Here is a 22943-nt window from a genome sequence, read left to right as displayed (position 1 = left end):
AGTTAAACTGAAACAGCTTAGAAGGAAAAGGAACGAAATTCATGATCGATTGGCTTGCTCTGACTAGAGACCTCTATCTTGAGAAAGGTGAAGACCAGCAGCTTAAAAATTGGCGGATTACATTGACCAAGGATGACCTGCTCGACCTCGGCCTGTTGACTAAGGCCAAACTTGATAAAGACGGCAATTACAGCATCCCTTGCTACAAAATTTTTAAGCAATATGACGTGAGCCCAGCTGAAGTTTATCAAGAACTGGAAGACAAATACGGCACCCTGCTCTCTAAAAAAGACAAGAGAAAGAAGAAAGCCAAGGTTGACCAGCTTAAATTAAACAAGTTCAAAGAAGACCTAGCTCCAGCTTATGCGGCTTTTCTTGCCGAAAATTTCTCAGAGAAACAGATTATCAGCGACCTCCCCTTTTACCAAAAGATGGCAAAGGCCTGGGAGAGGCCAGCCGAAGGAGTACTGCTGCCAACTTTTGCCTTGCAAGTGCTAGGAGACCCCCATGCTTTTGACCGGGGAAGACGGGGCCGCGGACTTTTGGAAAAAATCATCCAAGCCCAGCTAGGCGAAGAAGCAACTTTAGAAGACTTCAACGTCTATCCTGACCAGCTCTACAATTTCGCGATGACCGCTAACCTGCTGGACACTCCTTTGACCTACGACATTATTGCCCTGCCGGATATTGACAAAATTGCTTTACCGGAAAAGATCAAGGTTTACCTGCATGAAAACTCTGGCGTGACTACTGCACTGGCCAGTAAGTTTCCTAACCGGGCCTTCGTCTGCACGGGTGGACAGATCAATCTTGCCACGAAAAAGCTGATCAAGCGCCTGCTTACAAATTCCTGCCAGCTTTATTATTCGGGTGATTTAGACCAAAGCGGTATCAAAATTGCAGACAATCTTTTATTAGAATTCCCAGAGATTCACCTTCTTAATATGGATCTGAAGACCTATAAAGAGTACTACCAAGCCAGCGTCCCGCCGGCAAAAGACAAGCAGATCAAGGAAGTAGAAAATCCAGATTTGCAGCAAGTTTTGTCTGAGATCCACAAAAAGAAACGCGTGATTTTTGAAGAGGTCATCCATGATTTTTTATGATAACCAAAGCTTCATGTCCCAAGCGGACGGATTTTTAAAAGCCGTGTCCGCCCCAGGCCTGGCCCGGGACATTGTCGTCTATTTAAACAGCCACCCCATGGGCGAATACACTCCCCTCCAGCTTAGTGAGCAGCTTTCAGCCGACTATGACGAAGTCATTAAAATTCTCAAGAAGCTGTCAGAGAGCAAGAACTTAAAATCGATCCCCTTAACCAACCAGGCTAAGGCCCGGTCGATGAAGGAAGCCATGCAAACCACGGCTTATGCCTTAACCAGTGAAAGTATGGAGCTCTTCCAGGCTTTTGATAAGATCGCCAACCTGCAAAAGCAGATCAGAGAATCCCTGTCCATGACGGAAACCGATGAACTGATCAAGAATTTACGGGAATTAAAGGAAAGTCTTGAGGGACTGCTGACAGATCCAGAGAATTTGGAATTGAAGCAGCAGCTTTTTAAAGATGGTATCTCCCTTTATGACTTGTCTTTTGGCTACAACAATGGTATCTATAATCGGCTGAAGAACCGGATCGACAGCTTTGCGACCAACATCCACGACTTGAACATGCAGGTCTTCCGTCTGGAAACTGACGCAAATACCACTGGCGACTTGAACCAGGAATTGTTTAAGTTGCGGGATGTAGTCAAGGAAGTGCTCGACAAGGTTGAAAGTAAGATCCCAGAAGTCCTAGAAGCAATTTTTGCTTTGGAAGAAAGCCAGACAAAGATTGGTCCTAAGCTCTTTTACCAGCCCCTGGCCGATGAGCTCCTTGCCTTCAACGCTACTAAAACTAGCGACGAATTATCCGAAATCATGGCTGGCAATATCGCAGACATTGCCCAAAGTGAACGGGATGGCAGCGGCCTCTACGCCAGCCTTTTAGACCGTTTGAGCGACATGTTCTTTGCCTTGATCGACCTTATCTCCCAAAATCGGGAAATCCAGGTCAGCAAGGAGCGGGCTGAACGCTTTTTAGCCCAGGCTCAGAGCTTTCAAACTGGCATGACGGCCCAGGAAATGGCCCTCCTTTTTGATCAATATGAAGGCACGCCTGTCTACCACCATTGGTACATGTCCAAGCACGCCAATTACAGCCTGGATGATGAGAAGATCCACTACAACTTTACGCCAAAAGAGCGCAAGCGGGCCGAAGTGAAACTGGCCCGGTCCATGGAACTGACAGATAAGGAAAAAGCAGAACTTGTAGCTGAGCAAAAGCGGCACGCGGCGGAAAAAGCCAAGCAGGCCCAACTAGGACAAAATTTGATCAATAAGCCACTAGAAAATTTGACTGATGAGGAGTTTGCCTTCTTGCAAAAGCTGCTGGGGCAAAGCCATTTTGACTACCGCTTCTCAGCTGAAGGTGACTTATTGAGTGCGAGTGCTACGACTGGCGACTATCTTTTGATCAAGCAATTCCAAACGGAAAACATGACCATTGAATCACCGAAACAGAGCTTGATTTTATGCAATTGCAGACTGGAGGTAAAAAGCAGATGGCAGAAATAGACTGGAGCCAAGTCATGCCGAATCTTCTGGCTGGCAAGACGACCGCTTATATCAGGCAAAACCGCCTGGCAATCAGCAAATATTTGAAAGACAAGTTCAATTTGGTCTTGGACCAGGACCTGCATCTGCGGGCTTACTCCAAGACCCGGCCGGTTGGCATTGAAGCTGACAAGCGGGTCCAGGCTGACCCTCTCTTATACCGGGTCTACTATGAAACTTTAGCCAGATTGTCCAGCCTGCAAACAGGCATGACCATCCTCTATCAGGATATCGTGGCTTATATTAATGACAAAGAAAATCTGTCAGAAGCAAGTTCAGTGGAACTGTCCAAGTACTTGAAGCCAGTCATTGCCAAGTTGGAAAATGACGGAGTGATTGAGCTCCGGGACCAGGATGACAAGGACTCCCTGTATGTCTTGACCAAGCAGCCAAAGCCACAAGATCCGATTGACCTGGAGAAAGGGATGCAGACTGGCAATGATCTTGCCCGGCAAGAACTTCTGCTGAACGGCTTCTTCCGTAAGGAAAACATGGGCAAAAACGAATACAATTACCTGCAGAATTCTTTTGAACCCTTTTTTAATCATGAAACAAGGCAAGGCCTGCGCCTAGTCAACGTTGACGACTATTTCATCCTGCTCAACTATTCCCAACTGGATTTCCCTAACACGGTGCAAAGTAAGCTGGATGCCATGGCAGTTGAATTGGTCCAATTGATCAACGACAGCGGACAGAGCAGTTTTCAGCTGCCAGAATTAGTTAACCTGGCCAAGCAGACTGGCAGCTACAAGACCATGACCGGATCACAGAAATCAACTGGCTTGAAGATGAAAGTAAGTGAACTCTTGAATGAACTGACCTATTTTGGTCTGCTTTCTAAAGAGCAGAATACCGGCCTTTTGACTAAAGAGCAGGATACCTGGTTTACCACTTCTTTAACCGGATTAATCGTAAAAGATGAGGAAATGACTGATGACGAATTATAAGCTTAACCGCTTTGGTTTCTACAACTATTTCAACTACAGAAATCAGACTTTTGACGCTAATACCCAGTCGATTGTATTTAACGGGGAAAACGGGTCCGGGAAGACCGCGACCATGCTCTCCCTTTTCCCAACGATCTTCTTAGGCAGCATGCGGGTTGTCGACAACAAGAGAAGTTTGGACTACTACATCAAGGCCGGTGAAGCTGGCTTTGCCTGGGTTGAATTTAAGGCAGACGATTTGATTCAGACCCTGCTATTGGCTTACAGCAAGTCGGCAGACGGATCCAACACTAACCACTATTACTACGTCTTAAAGCAAGGCGTTAAAGGTGACGACCTCCCCTACTCGACCAGCTGGCCGGAATTCCGGGGAGCCGTCAAGCCTTATGTTGAACGCCGCTATGAGACCCAGGCAGACTACCAAAATGCCATCAACCAGCTCTTCTTTGGCTTTGCCTCACAAAGCGAGATGCAGGAGTACTTTGAACACCTGGCCGCTTTTGAAAAGCCGCCGCTAAAGCAAACTGGCAGCACAGCTGAATTGGACAGTGCCTTAAAGACTGCCCTACCAAATCTCAGCCACTACGCGGACCGGGCAACGGTTGAAAACTTTATCGACAACGCTCTGGCCATGGTTGAAGAAGAGAAGAAAAAGGCAGCTCTGGACAAGCTGAACAATGCCTTGGCTAAGACGGAAGAATGGGAAACTCTGACCAACAAGCCAACTCTGGCCCAGATCCAGAACTTCTACGGCAAGGCTAAAACTGAGTTGGGTCAGAAGCGAGAGAAGTTTGAAGCCTTAAAGAAAAGACTAGCTGAAACTGAGGAAGCAATCGCCCAGCTGAAGAGTGACCAGGCAAGTGTCAGTCAGGACTTAAAGGCTAAAGAAGGTGAACGGCAAGCTCTGCAGACCGTAATTGATGCTAAGAACCTTGACCAGTTGTCACGTGAGATCGATCAAACTAAAAATGAGCGAGACAACCGGGAAAGAGATTTAGAATCAGCCCAAAAGGACCGCAAGAATGCAGAAGAGCGCTTGCTCGCTTATACCGAGGACGCAAGAAAAGAGAAGAACGCTCTCGTTATCCTTGAAGGCCGCCTGGCAACGATCAAGTCAGAGCTCGCCAAGTATCAAGTTCAAGCTGATTTTGAAGAAAAGTACCCAGACGCTAAAGAGTTGCTGAATAAGCAAAAGCAGCTTTTAGAAGAACTGGAGAAATTGGCCAAACAAAACCAAGAGTTGGTTACTAAGTTAGACATTGTAAATAAAGAAATTAAGGCTTTTGACGAAACCGTCTACACGGATAACATTGCCTCTGCCCTGGCTGAACTGGATCAGGAGACTAGCGCCTGGCTCAAGGAAAGAGAGATCAGTTTTGATCAAGTGGCAGAATTTGACCTTGAGGTCTATGAAGACAGACGGCATTTAGTGGAAAACGCCAGAGGTCAGTACCAAGAAGCCATCGCTGAGACCAAAAACGATATCCGGCTTGAAAAGACCCAGTTAAAGCAACTGAGCTCTGACTTGGTAAAGCTACAAGAGCAGCCAAAGCCGGAAACGACGGCAGAGTTCAAGAACGGCAAGCAGCTTTTTGAACTGGTTGACTTTAAAGAAGGCGTGCCAAGGGACCTTCAGTTACAACTAGAAAGCGACTTAAAGTATTCTAACCTCCTCTATGCCATCTTTGATGGCCATGAAATCAAGACTGGCTTGGAAGCTGATAATTCTACTGCCAATACTAGCAATGTAAATAAAGGTGATCTCTCAACTCTTGCCGACTACTTAGTTAGTCAAGATGATCGGGTTAACTCCTTTTTACAAACGGTTGCGGTTAAAGACGGCCATATCAGTTATGCCAGCGTCAAGGTGCATAGCGAAAAAGGCACAGCGATCACCCATATCGGTGAAAGCAACCGGCAAAAAGAACGGGAAAGACAGATTGCCCAACTGACGGAAGAAATTAATCAAGTTAAGCTGCACTTAGAGGAACTGGCAGATAAGCTGGCCAGCTATCAAGAACTGTTTAAACAAGCAGATCCTGCTGCTTTCCCGAAGAGTGCCAAGGTCACCGAAGCACAAATCGCCTATAATAATGCCCTAGATGAACAAGACAAACGCTTAAAGAAACAGGAAAAGCTGGAAGTACAGTTAGCCGACTTCCACCGGCAAAAAGAACAACTTACTAGCGAGCTCTGCCCTGATTTGCCAGCTGAGAGCAAGGAATTTGCTGACTACCGTCTGGCCTGGGACAAATACCAGGACAAGCAAATCCAGCGGATTATGCAAGAAAATGACTTGCTTAAGCAAAAGGACCGGCTGGCTAGTGCTGAAAGCCGGATCAAGCAAGCTCACGCTGAATTATCTGAAAAGACAAAGCAGGTCCAGGATAAGCAAGACCGGTTGACTGAAATTAAAGCTCAAATTGAGACTCTTGAAAAACAACTGGAAGAAATCCAAAATGATCCAGAAACCAAAAAGCAGCTGGCCAGAAAGGAAGAACTGGACCAACTGCTCAAAGAGCTTGAAAAGCAACTTACTGAAATTGGATTCAAGTTGGAGCAAGAAAACAACCTTCTTATTGACTACCAAGAGCATTTGCCAGAAAAGCAGGCAGCCTATGAAAAACTAGACCATGAGTACAAGGCGGTAACTGATCTGCTGGAAAAACTGGATTTAACTGAAAAAGTTAAGGACGCATCCCCTAACGACTGGAACAGTGAGCAGGTCAAGGCAAACAACCAAAATAAGGCCAACCTGGCTATGATTGCCGTTAACAGCATTAACGGTGAAACAGACTACCGGGTCGACAACAGCAAACGCTTGGAATTTGAAGACATTGAACTCAGTGACTTAAACTTCCCACTTGCAAAAGTGGGCTAGTACCTTGAAAATTCAATAGTTTTGCCAACAAAAAAGCACAAGGCCTTCGTTCGCTTGATATAATTAAGTCGACCAAAACATCATCAATATCAAACGAAAGGCTTGTGCTATGTCTAGTTTACCATCATTCGATACTGAAAACGAACCTAAAATTGCCCGCTCTGTTGAAAAGTTCTTTAAGGACTACAAAGTTATGGAGCTTCTCCGCAGATCTGGGCTCCGCAAGTCCAAAGGAGTCCCGCTTTGGTCGATCCTTTCATACATCTTCAGTAATGTGTTTCGAGACAGAAGCATGTACATGCAACAGAAGTCTGGCAAGTGTACTGCTGGCTTCTCCAAAAATACCTACTATCGATTCATGCAGAACCCACATATCAACTGGCTTCGCTTCACTATTCTGCTAGCTGAGAGGATCGTCAATGGGCATCTGAAAGATCTGACCTCTGACCAACGTGCGGATTGCTTCGTCTTTGACGATTCGCTCTACTCCAGAACTGGATACAAGAAGACTGAGCTGGCTGCCAAAGTATTCGACCACGTTTCGATGACCTACAAGAAGGGGTTTCGGATGATGACCATGGGTTGGACTGATGGATCCTCCTTCGTCCCAATCGCTTCATCTCTCCTGTCCTCAAAGAACGATCAGAATGTCATCGGGACAACCAAGAAGATCGACAAGCGCACAATTGCGGCCAAGAGGCGGATTATGGCCCAATCAAAGGGGACCGATGTAGTTATCCAGCTGCTCGATCAAGCCTTGAAAGCAGGGCTCACTGCCAAGTACGTCATGTTTGACACTTGGTTTTCCAATCCGCATCAGATTGTCCAAATCAGTCAACGTGGTTTGAACGTAATCGCCATGGTGAAGAAAAGCTCCAAGATCACATACGAGTTCGAAGGAAAGCGGATGAACGTCAAGCAGATCTTCAACGCATGCAAGAAGCGTAGAGGTCGCTCAAGATATCTCCTGTCCGTCCCTGTAAAGGTTGGAGATCCTGCCAAAGATGGTGCCCAGATTGATGCCAGAATAGTCTGTGTGAGAAATCGCTCCAACCGCAAAGACTGGATCGCTCTTATTTGTACGGACATGACGATCGATGAAAATGAGATCATCAGAATTTACGGCAAAAGATGGGACATCGAGGTCTTCTTCAAGACCTGCAAGAGCTTCTTGAAGCTTGGCACTGAATACCATGGACTCTCATATGATGCATTGACTGCCCATACGGCTTTCGTCTTTCTGCGCTACATGTTCATGTCAGTTGAGAAGCGAGACGATGAAGACGATAGGACAATAGGCGAGCTCTTTTATTGCATGGTAGACGAGCTTGCGGACATCACTTTCAATCACTCGCTTCAGATCCTGGTGGAAGCCATGTTCGAGAGTGTGAAAGAGATCTTCCAACCAACAGAAGAGCAGATGGAAAGGTTCACCAAAGCTTTCATTTCCCGCCTCCCGAAGTACATGCAAGAGGCATTATCGCCATCACTAGCAGCTTAATTGAATATTTACTGGCTAAACTATTGAGTTTTCAAGGCTTCATAGTTCTTTTTGGTGTGGGAAGTTTAAGTCAGTGACTACCTGCTTGTTCAAGTCCAAAACTTGTTGCATGAAATTGCAGTAGTTCACTACTACTACGGTGAACAGGAGTTAGAGCTCAGCAAGTTCTATGACGATATTCGCCAGCAGCTTGAATCATTCCAGGCTTCAGCCGACGATGAAGTTCAGCGTCTGGCCCGCTACCTTAACAACTCGACGATTCTGCAAAAGATCCGCCAGGCCACTGCTGAAGCGACTACTTTAACCAAACAGATCAACAAGTCCTTGAAGGAAAAGGAACAGACAAGCCACATCTCCTTCTATACCAGCTTCAGTGAAATTCCAGACTACAGAAAGGACTACCTGGCAGCTTTTGGGAATACTTCAATCGACAGTCCGGAAAGCCAGAACGCGGTTACCCTCTTGATGGACCGCTTCTGGACTTACATTAAGGACAATAACGATGAGATGACCAGGGATGAGCTGGTTGACCACTTCTATGAGGAATTTGACTACAAGAAATGGTACAGATTTAACATCAGCTTCCGCCGTCATGCTGGTGACGCCACGGAAAAGATGACTGACCGGAAGCTTAATGCCTTCTCTGAAGGGCAAAGAAGCCGGGCGATCCTTGAACCACTTTTGATCGTCTTGGAACTGGACGAAAAGAAGATGAGCAATCCGCTTGCTCCGAAGATCATCTTGATGGACGAATCCTTCTCTGGTATCGATGATGAACAGCAAGAGCTGCTGCTGAAAAATATCTACGATATCGCGGACAACTTTATCGCTACTGGCTACAACGCCCGCCTTGCGGTACCAGAAAACAGCAAGGACACGACTTACTTCACCTTGATCGACCACACGGTTGACGGCAAGAATCACTTTATCTCTGTAGAACAGAGCATCGTCAGAAAAAATCGCTAAAAAAAGGCATGATTCCGAATTAACGGAGTCATGCCTTTTGATTGCCTAATGGCGTCTATAAATTCATTGCAACTGGATATACTCTGGGAATAAGATGCATCCCGATCCACAGCACTATATATTGCGTAGCTCCAGTTGCATCGGGATCATCAGTTATCAAATTGCTGATTTTATGAAATTCCTTTTGAAAATCATGTACAGTCAACGCCATTGGATCCTTTGCATTGTGAACAAGCTCATATGTCTTCTTTATCAATTTATCTTTTACTTTAGAATCAGTAATACCTAAATCAAGGAGATATAAGCTTAATGAGACCGGATTCTCATTGCTGTCCTGTAGCAGGATCGCCAGCTCTTGCACTGCTTCATGCAGCATTTTAATTTTTTCAGTATTCGTATCCATCTCTTTCCTCTTTTAATCAAAATAGCCGCACTAAAGGCGGTCAATAACTAGGCGTGTTTCTTCAGTTGAAGCTGCTGCTTTTGGTAAAGTACGGTTAACACAGCCCAGATAATATTAATGATTGCCCAAGCGTTGCTATATCTTGCATAGGCCGACTGTCCTGGAAAGGCAAGCTGAACTACCGCCAAGATGACCACAATCACCATCATAACAGACACTGCCTTGAAAAACTTCGGCCGGTCAATCCAAACAGCTGCTAGAATCAGCGCGACAATCGACAGCAAATTAGCAATCAAGAAGAAATTGTTGCTTGGATTGTCTTGCGTTGCGTAGCCAAAAGTATAATTTGGCCCCAAAGCAACCAGGTAAATTGCCATCAAAACCCAATAGGCAATCGTTTTTTGCTTCTGTGTAAACAATTTTTCTCATCCCCTTCTATCACACACCACGGTCAACTTCTGTTGGTCAAGTTCATTATACATCTTTTTAGTATAAACAATATATTTTTTGAAAAAATACACATTACAAAAAGCAGCATCCCTATTCCCAGAATGCTGCTCTCCTCTATTCAGTTATTTCTTTCACTACGCGCGCCGGGACACCTGCCGCGATCGTTCTGGCTGGAACATCTTTTGTCACTACTGCACCAGCCGCGATAATCGCTCCATCACCAATCGTGACGCCTGGCAAAACAGTGACGTTAGCGCCAAGCCAAACCCTTTTGCCAATATGCACTGCTGCTGGCAGCAGCTCCCCTCTTTTGGCTGGATCTTGCTCGTGATTCAAAGTCGCGATCATGGCATGGTGGCCAATCAATGCACCGTCCCCAATATAGACTCCGCCCTGGTCCTGGATAGTGCAACCAGTATTGATGAACACGTTTTTTCCAACATGGATGTTCTTTCCGCAATCCGTATAAAATGGTGGTACCAAAGACAAGCTGCGATTGACCTTGCTACTCGTCAGTTTGGCAAACAAGTTCTGCACCTCTTCTCGCGTATGATAAGCATTATTCAGCTCCATCGTCACCTTCAAGGCTTCTTGCGTCAAATATGAGCTGTATTCCAGTTCTTCTGAAGGATCAACAATCCTTTTCCCGCTGTTTACGTATGCTAAAAATTCTTCCAGCTTCATTATTACCTCAAAATCATCGTAAGCCCTGCTATTTAAGGGTTACGGTAACATTGTTCCGATCCAGCAGATCACGGATTTCTTCTTTGCTTAGGTCAATATGGCCCAAGCGCGTGTATGCCCAAGAATTAGTACCATAGAACATGACCAGTTGCCTGCTCGAATACAATACGATATCGCCTGGCTTTGTCTTGGTCTGCCGATCGCTGCTGACGATCTTATGGCCCAGACTCCCTACTTGCTCAAAGCCGCCAAACTTCGACATACTGATGGTCAAGGGAAGCAGCTTTTTTAGTGCGGCAACGGAGTCATTGCTTTCCCATTTGACTGGAATTTCCTTATTTCCGATATACAAATGCATTTTTGCTCCTTGTCTGGCTGAACTGGTCCTTACTGCTGAAGTGCTTGCTGATTTCTGGCTCCGGCCGCTCTGCTCCTGGCTGCCACTTGTGCCGCAGGCGGTCAGAAGGAAAAGGGAAGCACCAGCAACCAGCAGACTTTTCAGCCGCTTAGCCCGCTTTTTCATTTCTGGCCTAGTTCAGGTATTTGTCAAAGAATGATTGGATCTTATCAAAAGGAATAATGTCCTTTTGGTCGTAAAGGTCAGTGTGACTTGCCCCCGGGATCAAGAGCAATTCCTTGTTGTCGGTGTACTTGCTGTCCTTAATCATGTTGGCGTAAGCATCTTTTGAAAAGTAGCATGAGTGCGCCTTGTCGCCATGAATCATCAAGACGGCATTTCTGATTTCGTTTGAGTAGGTAAACAGGCGAGTGTTCAACAAGGAAGTAGAAGTCGTCACGTTCCAGCCTTCATTGGAGTTGACGCTGCGCTTGTGGTAGCCGCGCGGAGTCTTGTAGTAAGCGTGGTAGTCCTTGACGAATTGCGGAGCATCTTCTGGAACTGGGTCAACCACCCCGCCGGCCTTGGCATAGCTGCCAGCCTTGTAGTCGGCAGTTCTTTGTTCATTCAAGGCAACTCTCATCTTGTGGCGGGCTTCTTCATTGTCATCCGCGTCAAAGTAGCCGTTGCCAGTCACTCTGGACATATCGTACATGGTTGAGGTTACGGTTGCCTTGATTCTGGTGTCAATTGCAGCCGTCTGCAGAGCCATTCCGCCCCAGCCGCAGATCCCGATGATCCCAATTCTTTCTGGGTCAACATTGTCTTGCACTGACAAAAAGTCAACCGCTGCCTGGAAGTCTTCGACGTTGATGTCTGGGCTGTTGATGCCTCTTGGACTGCCGCCTGATTCGCCAGTGTAAGATGGGTCAAAAGCAATTGCCAAAAAGCCTCTTTCAGCCATTTCTTGAGCGTAAAGGCCGCTTGATTGTTCTTTGACAGCCCCAAAAGGACCAGCAACGGCAATGGCTGGCAGTTTGTCTGCGGCATCCTTTGGCGTATACATGTCAGCTGCCAAAGTGATGCCGAAGTGGTTGATGAAAGTTACCTTTTGGTGGTCAACCTTGTCGCTCTTAGGAAAGACCTTGTCCCATTCTTCAGTCAGATTAAGTTTTTCTGTTTGCATCATGATTTTTGCCTCCATTTACTATTTTTTCAGCTTGATTTCTTTTTCGGTCTTCCGGATCAGATAATCCAGCAGATCGACCCTACGGCTGCTTGCATGCAGATCGCACAATGCGTGACATCTGGCCAGCTTCATTTTCAGCAGAGCGTCATCATACTGCCCGCCGGCCCACATTTTGATAATTTCCTCGGCCAAAGCTGCATCACAGCCCGCGTCAGCCAGATTTTGCTTGATTGCTGGCAAGTCCATCCCACACCTCCTTGCTTTTCTGCCTTGCTTGATTATTAGTATATTTCCTTGCAGACTTATGCGCTAATGGTTATAATCTATGACATGATATTCCTTTTTAGAATGATGGGAGGAAACAATGGAAATACGGACCTTACGCTATTTTCTGGCGGTAGCCAGAGACGAGAACATGACCCGAGCCGCCGAGAGCCTGCACGTCACCCAGCCAACCCTGTCCAAGGCCATTAAGTCCCTGGAAGAAGAATTGGGTCAGAAGCTTTTTACCAGGCAGTCCTTCAGCATCAAACTGACCGACGAAGGATTTCTTTTAAGAAACCGGGCTGAAGACCTGGTATCCATGGCCGACAAGATTGAACAGGAATTTTTGGCCCTAGATGACATCACGGGCGGAGACCTGTACTTTGGCCTAGCCGAATCCTACCAGATCAGCTTCCTGGCCCGGGAGATCAGCTCTTTCAAGCAGCTCTACCCAGACCTGCGCTACCACATTACCAGTGGCGACACTTCGCAAGTGGCCGAGAAACTGGACAAGGGCCTGTTGGACTTCGTCGTCCTGGCGGAAATGCCCGACACTAGCAAGTATGAATCACTGATTTTTCCGGAAACTGACACTTGGGGCGTGGTCATGCCGGCAGACGTTCCCTTGGCGCAAAAAGAAGCAATTTCCGTTGACGACCTGGTCGGCCTGCCGCTTTTCTGCTCAGGCCAGGGCTGGAAAAACGACATTCCCCGCTGGGCCAAGGACAAAATGGAGGATCTCCACTTGGAAGGGTCTTTTGGCCTGGTTTACAACGCCTCGGTTTTTGCTAAAGAACACCTGGGCTACCTCCTGTCTTTTGACAAGCTGGTCGACACTTCCCCGGAAAGCGGGATGGTCTTTCGGCCATTGACGCCAAAACTGGAGACCAATCTTTATCTCGTTTGGAAAAAATACCAGACCTTCTCCCCAATCGCTGACCGCTTTTTGAAGAAGGTTCAGAAGTCCTTTGGACAAAAAGGGGAAGAATCATGACGGATCCAGCCGTAAAAGAAGCCTTGAAGGCCGCCTTCTTCGCGCTTGCCCAGAATCAGAGCATTAGCACGATTACCGTTCGCCAACTCTGCAGGCAGGCCCATGGAACGATGATCAAGGCCCCTTCAAGCGCTCTTATGACGTCTTTGGGGACGGCCGTGATCAACATTCCTGGCCATACCGACGGCCTGGTCGCAACCAAGATCACGCAAGATGATGGGAAATTCTTTCTTTATTATGGTGATGGCGGCTATGGCGACAAGTCTTGGCAGGCAATGATTACTTCTGGCATCTCCACCGACAAGGCAGCACAAAAGAAATCCTTGGCCTGGATCAGAGAACAGTCGCTCTCACCGAACTGCATCGCCTCCCTCTCTTGCCATGGTAAGGAAATCAAGCCAGGAACCATCAGCTTCTAGCTGCCGAGGGCAATTGCTTGTTATTTTTTTAGCAGATGTTATCATACGTTTAACAAGTAAAATAACAGGAGGAAAAGCTGATGAAAGTATTTATTGCTGGAGGAAGCGGCCGGGTGGCGACTGCCGTGATTGAGAACCTGGTCAAAGAAGGCCACGAGGTGTATGCCGGCTCGCGGCACAAGGATTCAATCGTCAAGTTGCCGGGGGTCACGGCGTTTATGCTTGACCTGCACGAGAGCGTCTCAGACCTGGCCAGCCGGCTCAAAGGAATGGACGCTGTCTACTTTTTGGCGGGGTCCCGGGGAAAAGACCTGCTGCAGACCGACGCTTTTGGTGCCGTCAAGCTGATGCAGGCCAGTGAAAAGGCCGGGGTCAAGCGCTACATTCAGCTGAGCTCGATTTTCGCGACCGAGCCTGACAAGTGGCAGGAAGAACCGTCATTGAGCGGCATCATTGATTACGACATCGCCAAGTTCTTCTCAGACGAGTGGCTGATCAACAACACGAATTTGGATTACACCATCGTAGCTCCCGGCGTTTTGGAGGAAAAGCCGGCAACTGGCAAAATTCAGCTGAATCCGGAACATTCCGGGCCAAACCCGATTCCAGACGTAGCCGCGGTTCTGGCCGGCGTTTTGGACAAAAAGAATACATATAAGAAGCTGATCAAAATGATCGGCGGCGACACCCCAATCGATGACGCCATCGCGAAAATTTAAGAATAAGCAACCCCTCTGGCAAATGCCAGAGGGGTTTTTGGTGTATCGTTGCTTTTTTAAAGCTTGATGAGGCGGCCGTCATGGGCACCGCGGCGGTGGGAAATCGACAGAACCGTCCGCCCGCTGCTGGCAGCATCGATTGCCTTGAGGACTTTGGCTTCTGTTTCCCTGTCCAGGGATGCGGTCATTTCGTCTAATAGCAAAATCTGAGGGTCACAAACAACGCTGCGGGCAATCATCAGAAGCTGCAGCTGCCCTTGCGAGAGGTTGATGTCATTTACCGGTGTGTTCAAGCCTTGCGGAAGATTTTTGACAATATCGGTTAGGCCAACCATGGCTAACGCCTTGTCGATCATCTCAGTAGTAATCGTGTCGTCATATAAAGTGATCTGGTCTTTAACCGTCCCGTCGACCAGGGCAACTCCTTGCTCGCAAATTGCCAAAAAATGGCGCTGATTCATTGGATGATCGTCTGGTGAATGGCCATCCAGCAGGATCTTCCCCTTTTGCGGCTGGTAGAGGCCCAGAAGGAGTTTAAAAATCGTGCTCTTCCCCTTCCCGGTCCGGCCGACAAAGGTTACGTGCTCGCCTTTTGCCACTTTAAATGAGTAGTCTTTTAAAATCGGCTGGTCTGGCAAGTAACCGAAGGTGACATGGTCAAAAGTAATGTAGTCCCCTTCCCCTTGATAGATGTCCGGTTTGCTGTCTGCTTCATTTAAAAAGTCCTGGATCCGGCTCATCCCGGCCATGGCGTCTTGAATGCTCTGGATTTCCATGCCAATTGATTCCAAGGGGGTAAAAATCTGCCCGACATAGGCAATCAAGGCCACGGCGCTGCCGGCGTTGATACCAAAAAAGGCCTGCATCTTCTGCCCTTGGGCAGCCCCAATCATCAAGAGGCCAATAACGACGGCTTCGATGGTTAAGATGATTGGTGAATAGACGCTGTCCAGCCAGTTTGACTTATTCTGGGCCCGGTAGGATTCTTCGATATATTGATCATACTTGTCTTCCATGTAGTCTTCTTTTTCAAAGATATGGATCATGGAGAGAACCCGAAGAGTTTCGGGAATATGGTGGTTGACCTTGGCGATGGCTGCCCGGTTTTGCTTCTGGGAAGCCAGGGAGGCCTTCTGGAAGTGCCTGGTCATGACTAAGATCAAGGGCATTACGATTAAGATGATGAAGCCCAGACCAATGCTGCGGGTAAAGACGACAAAGAGCAGGCCGATCAGCTGGAAGAGGTCAGCGATCATCCCGACTACTCCCTCGCTATAGAGGCTGTTGATGGTATCAGCGTCGTTGACAAAGACTGAGGCGATTGCTCCGCTTTCGTGATTGGTCAAATAACCGGTCGTGATGGTATTCAGTTTTTGGACTAAGGCACTCCGCATGCCGTGGGTCAATTTTTGGCCAAAAATCGTAATGGAAATATTCTGGGCTGAGGCAAAAAGGTCTGAGAGGACGATTAAGCCCAGGTAGGCCAGGGCAAAAAGCAGGGAAACCTCCTTTTGATCAGTCAAATGGTCGACGATCTGCTCCAGAGCCAGGGGCGGCAAAAGCGAAGTGATGATGCTTAAAATGATGAGCAGGACCATGGAGATAAAGCTCTTGGGATGGTCATGAATGACTGTTTTAGCGATATTACGCATGTTGCTGCCCCCCTTCAATCAACTTTGCATAATCAGCATTCTTTTCTAGCAGGTCATCATGCTTGCCAACGGTAACCTGGTGGTCATGGATAAAGATAATCTGGTCCAGCTGGCTGAAGCAGTCAACCCGGTGGGTCATCAGCAAGATGACATGGCCTTCAAGGCTTTTCAGATTATCCAGAATCTTCTGTTCAGTTGCGTAGTCAACAGCGGAAAATGGGTCATCCAAAACAATGATGGGCTTAGCGTGAGCCAAGGTCCGGGCTAGGGCAACCCGCTGCTGCTGACCACCTGACAGGGTCATCCCGCCGTTGCCGATAAGGGTGTCCGGCCCATTTTTGAGCTCTCCTACTTCTTGGTCTAAGCAAACCAGCTTTAGGTAATGGTCAAGGTCTATGTCATCGCCTAAGCAGATGTTGTTCTTGATGCTGTCGCTTAAGAGCATGGGGTCATGGCCCATATAGGTGATCCATTGGTGGGCAGAGTGAGGAGAGAGCTTTTTGAAATCAAGGCCATTTATAAGGATCTGTCCTTGGTAATCAGCTTCATCAATTAAGGCTTTACCTAGCAGGCTTTTCCCGCAAGCAACTTCACCGGTAATGCCGATGATTTCATTAGCAGAAGCGGTAAAATTGATGTCTTTGACTGCCGTTTCGGGGTAGCCATGGTAAAAAGTGGTCACATGATCAAAAGTGAGCTTGTTAATTGCTTTCTCTTCCTTTTCATAATGGTCATAGATCGGGTCGCTCATCAGTGGTCTGATCCGGACCCAGGAGACTTGGGCTTTTTGAACAGCGTTGAAGAGCTTAGCGGCGTGGGAGACCTTGGTAGCGAGTTTGGTAAAGCAGGCTAAGAAAGTCGTGAAGCTGGCCAGGTCCCAGGCCTTCCAGCCGATGTGGAGGACATTGCGGCCGCCAAAGTAGATGATCAAGACGATGCCGAACATGGCAATGGCGTCGTAAAGCGGAGTCAAGGCACCTTCAAAGATGTTGGAGACAGCACTTTTTTGCTCATAGTCAGTCAGCTGCTTTTCATAGCGATCATTAAGGGCTTGCTCCCGGCCGGTGATCCGGTAGGTCATGGCGTGGACGATCCGGTCAAGGGTCATCGTGTTTAAGACAGACTCGCTCTCCTTATAGGCCTTGTTGGCTTTGACGACTTTTTTCTTAAGGACATTGGCGATCACGTAAGCCAGAGGGGTAAACATGCAGGCTAAGATGGTCAAGCGGACATCGTAGTAAAGAAGCATGGCCAGGTAAGCAATCATAACGACGCCAGTGTCAAAAATTTCCGTGGTAAACTTCCGCATCCCTTCCACGCAGCTATCGACATCGCTAATAGCTTTGGTCATAAGGGAGCCAGTGTCATCGCCAAATTGCCGGTGCAAAAGCGCGTTATAGAGCAAGCGCCGCATCCGGCGGGAGGTGTGGTTGGCAAAAATCCGCACGCTAAAGCGTTTAACCGCCCGGCAGACTTGCACCAGGGCAATTACCAGCATGTAAAGAAGGGATAATTGGATCAAACGGTTGGCCAGGATCTTATGGTTCAGAAGATCATAGAGTCCTTGGACCAGCTGCCCTTGAAAGTATGGTTCAGCCACCATGCCGATGTTGTAGATTAAGCCTGAAATTGTAACGACCACAAGAATTGGCGCTTCATACCAGAAGTAGCTGCTCATTTTCTTGGGGTCGCGGGTATTTTTCTGTACCATCTCGCTGCCTCCTCATATTGGATTCTTGCCCATTTTCTGTATCCGTTATCAGTAATTCTACTTTCATCATAGCACCGATTCTTCTTCAGTCTAGTCCATTTTGGATGGGATGAAGGAGAATTTTTTATACGAAAAACGGCCAGCAACTGGATACTACCCAGCAACTGGCCGCTTTTATTATGACTCCTTTTAACGGAGATTATGTATTGAGAATAGGTTGATTAATAATATAGCGCTCTTCTCTAATTGTTTTCGTCCCCTTTTAGCGGAGATAAGTTTGTGTAATGTGCAAAGCAGAATGAGTCTCCGTAAGGAATAAAAGTTCTAGTCTCCTTCTAGCGGAGACAAAGTTGTTAGCTACAATTTGTTCTCGCCTTGAACCAGCGGAAATGTATTAAGTTTTAATGCGTGATTATAATCATAGGCAACGTCTACATTCTCATTTTACACTTGGGCATCTTGATGGTTGGTTTCTGCCAGCCATGATATAACTGCATTGCCAACATCAGTACGATGCACATCATGGACTGATTTGCCATCGCCAACATCTAATACTGGCTCTAAGCCTTCCGACTCGTTAATTCTATTTGCGGTTGCAAGATTTGCAATTACTGCATCATGTTGGCGCCGTCTAGCATTATCAAGTCTGGCATATTCTTCTCGGTAGGAATTTGTATCATTAGCTTCTTTGGCTTTAGCTAGACACTGTCAATTCTTTTGTGTAAATAAATCTTTCCGATAGATTGATTCTTTAATTATGTTTTAATCGAAGTATGATTCCAACGTGTCTGTCACCTGGCCAAAGCCTCTATGAGTCCTATTGGCATTCCGGTCATTGTAACCGATAGCCTGTACACCTAAGAAGTTGTCTAGGGACTCCTCAGTCGGAAACTCTGCCTTTGGCTTTGTCTTGCGTTTGATCATGTTGTTTATCGATTCGATCATGTTCGTTGAGTAGATCGAGGGACGAATCTGCTTAGGGTACTGGTAAAAGACCAGCAGGTCTTCCTCAATCTTCTGCAGATTCTTGATCATGCTCGAGTACTTTGAGTCGTATTTGTCGTAGAAAGCGTGGAGAACCGTTTCTGCCTCTTTTAAGCTAGATTGCTTATGAACTTGCTTGAAGTCGTCCAGAACCTCTTTACGATCGCTTACACGGACTTTGCCCTTGATATTCCGCATGACATGAACCAGGCAACGTTGGAATTTGGATTTTGGGTAATACTGCTTTAGCATGTTTTTAATGCCTACAAACCCATCTGACAGGAATAGCTCAACTTGCTCAAGGCCGCGCTCCTTGAAGTTGGCAATCATTTCACCCCAAATTTCGATATTCTCCATCGGGGCGATACGATAGTCAATAATCTCCTTATGGCCATCAGGCTTAATCCCAACAGCCACATAGACTGCCTCGCGCTGGTATGTATCCCTACGCAGAGGAATGTAAGTAGCGTCGAGGTACACGCAGAAGAACTTATCGCTCAGCTGACGTTGGTGATAACTTTCGACCTGGCTGGCAACCTGCTTAGAGATGTTGGAGACAGTACCAGCGGAATAATAGCTGCCGTACATTTTCTCGATCAAATCAGAGATCTCACGGGTCGTTACGCCATGCGAATAGAGCTGAATCACGGTGGATTCTAGCGCGTCAGTGTGTTGACCATATGCTGGGAGAGTATGTTGGTGAAATTCACCTTTTCTGTCCCGGGGAACTTGAACTTTGATCGGTCCGAATTGAGTTTTTACTTGTCTAAAGTAACTACCGTTTCTAGAGTTCCCAGAGTTCCAGCCTTCTCGAGCATAGGGATCGTAACCAAGAAAGGCAGTCAATTCGCTTTCTAAGAGTTGATTGAGTCCTTCTTCAAGCTGATTACGCATGAATTCATCGAATTTCTCTTTGTTCAATAGCGCATTGAGGCATTCTTTGTTAAAATCAGTCATAAGGGATTTCCTTTCGTATTGATAGTGTTCAAATCAATTATACGGAAAGGGAGTCCCTTTTCTATACCCAATTAAGATTTAGTTTAAGGAACTGTTCATCCTTACACATAAAATTATACAGTTCCCGGTCAGTTTATATGTCATATTAATTTCTCCTTACTTTTTGTTTACGATGTTTCTTCATGTATGTTGAACTGGCAACTTCATCGGTAAAAGTTCTCGTCTCCTTCTAGCGGAGATAAGTTGTTAGCTTAGTACTTTGAAAACTGAAAAAAGTCCCGGAAATGTGGTGTTCTCGTCTCCTTCTAGCGGAGATAAGTTGTTAGCCTATTGTTGAAAAGTTTGACCGTAAAAACGCTGCTTTCAGTTCTCGTCTCCTTCTAGCGGAGATAAGTTGTTAGCGTGTCAAGAGCTTGCTATCAATTAAGGGGGGGTATTGTTATGGTTCTCGTCTCCTTCTAGCGGAGATAAGTTGTTAGCGCGTAACCGTCGTATCTACTACATGAATCGTGACGGATTCACCGTTCTCGTCTCCTTCTAGCGGAGATAAGTTGTTAGCAGCGGCCCGGCTATAGCACTTGTCAAAAAGAGCACTTGACACGGCCGGGGAAGTTCTCGTCTCCTTCTAGCGGAGATAAGTTGTTAGCAAAAGCTAAAGAGACTTTTCTTGTTTCCGAATCTGTAAAGGTTCTCGTCTCCTTCTAGCGGAGATAAGTTGTTAGCTTAAGTGCGAAGGCTATTGACGACACGATTAGCAAGGTCTATGAAGAGGTTCTCGTCTCCTTCTAGCGGAGATAAGTTGTTAGCTTCGGCAGCTGAACGGGCAAGGGGCTTTCCCAATTAGTCTTGTTCTCGTCTCCTTCTAGCGGAGATAAGTTGTTAGCTGTGATCCTATGGATTTTGTTGTCTTGCCTTACGGGGCGTTCTCGTCTCCTTCTAGCGGAGATAAGTTGTTAGCCCGCCATTTTTAATTTATCATTGTCCATTTTTTTAATATGTTCTCGTCTCCTTCTAGCGGAGATAAGTTGTTAGCCGCGCTTTTTATCTGCTGGTTGAAGCCGAAAAAGCGGTTCTCGTCTCCTTCTAGCGGAGATAAGTTGTTAGCGGTGGCATGTATTTTAATTAGGAGGAAACTACAATGTTATAGTTCTCGTCTCCTTCTAGCGGAGATAAGTTGTTAGCTTTAATATACTGTGCTATTGGGCGCTTACAAAAGTTGCAACTGACTATATGAAAAAAAGCACCAAGCAAACGATTTGCTTGATGCTTCATATATTAAGTTTGGTACCCCCTCTATAAGATCTTGCAGAGAATTAGAATCTCATTTATCTCAATCTTCATCCTCATCAGGATCGGGGATTTGAGTAAGATCCCAGTTTACAGTTACCGGATCTGACACGGCAACGCTGTTATCTTTGTATAGACACATTATACAAAGATCCGATTTATAATCAGCAAGTTCACCAACGTCCTCACCATAGTTTCCACCTTCATGATCACTAAAAAACGTAATACCTCCTCCAAACTCAGGTGAATCAGGTATATAAGTTGCCACGCCTGGCGCTTGCATTCTCCATTCGCGTGATATAGCTTCCTTGGTAGCCAAGCAAGCTTCTTTTATATCACCACCATTAATAAACAATTTTTGGGCGTTGCTTCCGCTTATAAGATAATCTTCATCCCAGCTTCGATCATTAGAATAAATCGGTATTTCATCTTGTAATTTCCAAGCTACATTCCACCCATCCTTCGTCTCTTTTCGAAAAGCTTTAATTTTGATAGACTTCGTCTTCAACTTTAATGGATAATGCTTTTGTGCTTCCACAGGCGTAACTGTAAGAGAAACCGGCCCTACAATATCTTCAGAAAAATCATCATACATTACTTTTAGTTTAGTTTCATATTGGCCAACAGGTCTCTTTAACGCCTGGTCACTCAATATTATGTCGTTAGGAAAGACATCAGAGTCTGGATAAGTCACATAAAGAATCGGAAGTTCTTTATAGTTTTTAAAAAGTTTTATATAGTTATAGTTCCAACCGCCATTTATATAATATGCTAACTCTCCATTTATATTCCCGTACGGTACAGAAATATGCGCGTTAGGAACTAAAACCGGAGTATACCGATCAGCATCTGTCTTTTTTTCATCAGATTTTGTCGATTCCTTGGCATCCTTATTTGCAGGCGTTGTTGACTCCTTGGTGTCCTTATTTGTAGGCGTTGTCGATTCCTTCGGAGTCTTGTTCGTAGGCGTCGTCGTCTTTGCAGGAGTTGTCGTCTTTGGAGTCGTGTTCGTAGGCGTCGTCGTCTTCTTAGCTACATTATTAGATGGCTTTTTAACGGATTTCTTTGTTTTCTTCTTAGAAGACTTCTTAGCAACTTTCTTCACAGCCTTTTTAGAAGTCTTCTTCGTTGCCTTCTTGGAAGACTTCTTAGTCGCTTTCTTAGCTGGCTTGGTCACCTTCTTAGCGACCTTCTTTACAGCCTTTTTAGCTGATCTCTTGGTGGTCTTCTTGGCTGCCTTTTTGGTAGACTTCTTCGCAGCTTTCTTAGCTGGCTTGGCAGCCTTCTTTGCTACCTTCTTTACAGACTTTCTAGCTGATTTCTTAGTAGCCTTCTTCGCTACCTTTTTAGAAGTCTTCTTAGCGGCTTTCTTGGTAGACTTCTTCGCCTTTTTTGCCGCTTCAACGGCTGCCGGCTGATTGGTATTCACCACAGCAACAGAGCCGAGCAAGGCTACTGACGCCAATACCTTGCACAGGCTCTTCAATATTCTTTTAGCTTTCATGAGTTTCCTCTTTACTACTTATAAAAATAACACACTATATTTAATTTCAAATCACACACTAACTACAGTTCCCACTTCCATTCTTGTTTTAAAAACAATAGCGGACAGTTTAAGTATTGATCTATGATCAATACTTTGTTAGGCGTAGTATAACAAGCACTTTTATAATCTATCCATTATATTTCTAATATGTAATAATGTTTCACGTTTTCATTTCTATCTTAGTGGCTGAAAAGTATCCCGGATATATCAGCTGATTAGCAATCGGTCCCCCGAGTGTAGTATCTGGCTCAACTAAGGTCCCATCGCTATAGTAGCTGTACCAATCAAGGTCTCCTGACTATATCAGCTGGATCAAACCAGGTCCCTTTTCTATCTTATCTAGTACAAACTTTCGACTTAACCGACTCTAGGTGATATACCTAGGGGACCTAACAACTGG

The 22943-nt window shown here is 46.1% G+C and carries 19 protein-coding genes and 1 CRISPR repeat array; of the genes, 9 read left to right on the top strand and 10 right to left on the bottom strand.

Annotation, left to right across the window (positions count from 1 at the left end; genetic code table 11):
- Window positions 1-41: 41 nt before the first annotated feature.
- The 6 genes from ACYVUU_RS05535 to ACYVUU_RS05510 all read left to right on the top strand — a co-directional run bounded on the left by ACYVUU_RS05535 (window position 42) and on the right by ACYVUU_RS05510 (window position 8947).
- Window positions 42-1106 (top strand): DUF2399 domain-containing protein, encoded by a 1065-nt coding sequence (locus ACYVUU_RS05535; RefSeq protein WP_484500227.1) that lies wholly within the window; start codon window positions 42-44, stop codon window positions 1104-1106.
- A complete protein-coding gene (locus ACYVUU_RS05530) occupies window positions 1093-2613 on the top strand; it encodes a hypothetical protein (RefSeq protein WP_484500226.1) in 1521 nt (506 codons plus the stop codon). The genes ACYVUU_RS05535 and ACYVUU_RS05530 overlap by 14 nt, the downstream gene beginning before the upstream one ends.
- Window positions 2601-3599 carry a hypothetical protein gene (locus tag ACYVUU_RS05525; protein ID WP_484500225.1) on the top strand — a complete coding sequence of 333 codons (999 nt, stop codon included), beginning with the start codon at window positions 2601-2603 and terminating at the stop codon, window positions 3597-3599. The genes ACYVUU_RS05530 and ACYVUU_RS05525 overlap by 13 nt, the downstream gene beginning before the upstream one ends.
- A complete protein-coding gene (locus tag ACYVUU_RS05520; protein ID WP_484500224.1) occupies window positions 3586-6480 on the top strand; it encodes a coiled-coil domain-containing protein in 2895 nt (964 codons plus the stop codon). The genes ACYVUU_RS05525 and ACYVUU_RS05520 overlap by 14 nt, the downstream gene beginning before the upstream one ends.
- Before the next feature lie 109 nt (window positions 6481-6589).
- The gene (locus ACYVUU_RS05515) at window positions 6590-7981 is read left to right on the top strand and encodes an IS4 family transposase (RefSeq protein WP_484499835.1); all 1392 of its coding nucleotides are present in this window, start codon (window positions 6590-6592) and stop codon (window positions 7979-7981) included.
- 102 nt (window positions 7982-8083) lie between these two features.
- Window positions 8084-8947, top strand: coding sequence for an SbcC/MukB-like Walker B domain-containing protein (locus tag ACYVUU_RS05510; protein ID WP_484500223.1), 864 nt, complete (start codon window positions 8084-8086; stop codon window positions 8945-8947).
- 55 nt (window positions 8948-9002) lie between these two features.
- On the opposite strand, the gene ACYVUU_RS05505 is transcribed toward ACYVUU_RS05510, so the two are convergent.
- The 6 genes from ACYVUU_RS05505 to ACYVUU_RS05480 form a co-directional block, all read right to left on the bottom strand.
- On the bottom strand, window positions 9003-9350 hold the full coding sequence (locus tag ACYVUU_RS05505; RefSeq protein ID WP_484500221.1) for a hypothetical protein: 348 nt from the start codon (window positions 9348-9350) through the stop codon (window positions 9003-9005).
- A 47-nt stretch (window positions 9351-9397) separates the two neighbouring features.
- Entirely contained in the window at window positions 9398-9769 is a 372-nt protein-coding gene (locus ACYVUU_RS05500) for a hypothetical protein (RefSeq protein ID WP_484500220.1), read from the bottom strand.
- A 145-nt stretch (window positions 9770-9914) separates the two neighbouring features.
- On the bottom strand, window positions 9915-10484 hold the full coding sequence (locus ACYVUU_RS05495) for a sugar O-acetyltransferase (RefSeq protein WP_484500218.1): 570 nt from the start codon (window positions 10482-10484) through the stop codon (window positions 9915-9917).
- Window positions 10485-10512: 28 nt separating this feature from the next.
- On the bottom strand, window positions 10513-11007 hold the full coding sequence (locus ACYVUU_RS05490; RefSeq protein ID WP_439775638.1) for a cyclophilin-like fold protein: 495 nt from the start codon (window positions 11005-11007) through the stop codon (window positions 10513-10515).
- A gap of 7 nt (window positions 11008-11014) precedes the next feature.
- Window positions 11015-12007, bottom strand: coding sequence for an alpha/beta hydrolase (locus ACYVUU_RS05485; RefSeq protein ID WP_484500890.1), 993 nt, complete (start codon window positions 12005-12007; stop codon window positions 11015-11017).
- A 21-nt stretch (window positions 12008-12028) separates the two neighbouring features.
- Window positions 12029-12256: a hypothetical protein gene (locus ACYVUU_RS05480; protein WP_439775639.1), complete on the bottom strand. Its 228-nt coding sequence runs from the start codon at window positions 12254-12256 to the stop codon at window positions 12029-12031.
- A 118-nt stretch (window positions 12257-12374) separates the two neighbouring features.
- Between ACYVUU_RS05480 and ACYVUU_RS05475 the strand changes: the two genes are divergently transcribed.
- The 3 genes from ACYVUU_RS05475 (at window position 12375) to ACYVUU_RS05465 (ending at window position 14406) form a co-directional block, all read left to right on the top strand.
- Window positions 12375-13268, top strand: a complete 894-nt coding sequence (locus ACYVUU_RS05475; RefSeq protein ID WP_484500216.1) for a LysR family transcriptional regulator — start codon at window positions 12375-12377, stop codon at window positions 13266-13268.
- Window positions 13265-13687, top strand: coding sequence for a hypothetical protein (locus tag ACYVUU_RS05470; RefSeq protein WP_439775641.1), 423 nt, complete (start codon window positions 13265-13267; stop codon window positions 13685-13687). Before ACYVUU_RS05475 ends, ACYVUU_RS05470 begins: the two co-directional genes overlap by 4 nt.
- An 80-nt stretch (window positions 13688-13767) precedes the next feature.
- Window positions 13768-14406: an NAD(P)H-binding protein gene (locus ACYVUU_RS05465; RefSeq protein ID WP_439775642.1), complete on the top strand. Its 639-nt coding sequence runs from the start codon at window positions 13768-13770 to the stop codon at window positions 14404-14406.
- Window positions 14407-14462: 56 nt separating this feature from the next.
- Here the strand turns inward: ACYVUU_RS05465 and ACYVUU_RS05460 are convergent, their stop codons facing one another.
- The 4 genes from ACYVUU_RS05460 to ACYVUU_RS05445 form a co-directional block, all read right to left on the bottom strand.
- Window positions 14463-16058, bottom strand: coding sequence for an ABC transporter ATP-binding protein (locus ACYVUU_RS05460; RefSeq protein WP_484500215.1), 1596 nt, complete (start codon window positions 16056-16058; stop codon window positions 14463-14465).
- Window positions 16051-17769: an ABC transporter ATP-binding protein gene (locus tag ACYVUU_RS05455; RefSeq protein WP_484500214.1), complete on the bottom strand. Its 1719-nt coding sequence runs from the start codon at window positions 17767-17769 to the stop codon at window positions 16051-16053. The genes ACYVUU_RS05460 and ACYVUU_RS05455 overlap by 8 nt, the downstream gene beginning before the upstream one ends.
- A 762-nt stretch (window positions 17770-18531) precedes the next feature.
- Entirely contained in the window at window positions 18532-19710 is a 1179-nt protein-coding gene (locus tag ACYVUU_RS05450; RefSeq protein ID WP_484500213.1) for an IS256 family transposase, read from the bottom strand.
- Window positions 19711-19925: 215 nt separating this feature from the next.
- Window positions 19926-20892: direct repeats of the CRISPR family, unit length 36 nt; unit sequence GTTCTCGTCTCCTTCTAGCGGAGATAAGTTGTTAGC.
- Between the two features lie 148 nt (window positions 20893-21040).
- Window positions 21041-22501: a hypothetical protein gene (locus tag ACYVUU_RS05445; protein ID WP_484500212.1), complete on the bottom strand. Its 1461-nt coding sequence runs from the start codon at window positions 22499-22501 to the stop codon at window positions 21041-21043.
- Window positions 22502-22943 lie beyond the last annotated feature (442 nt).

Source organism: Lactobacillus sp. WILCCON 0058, from assembly GCF_057198005.1.
The sequence above is the reverse complement of the archived record's forward strand: the minus strand, read 5'-3'. Positions and strand labels throughout refer to the sequence as shown.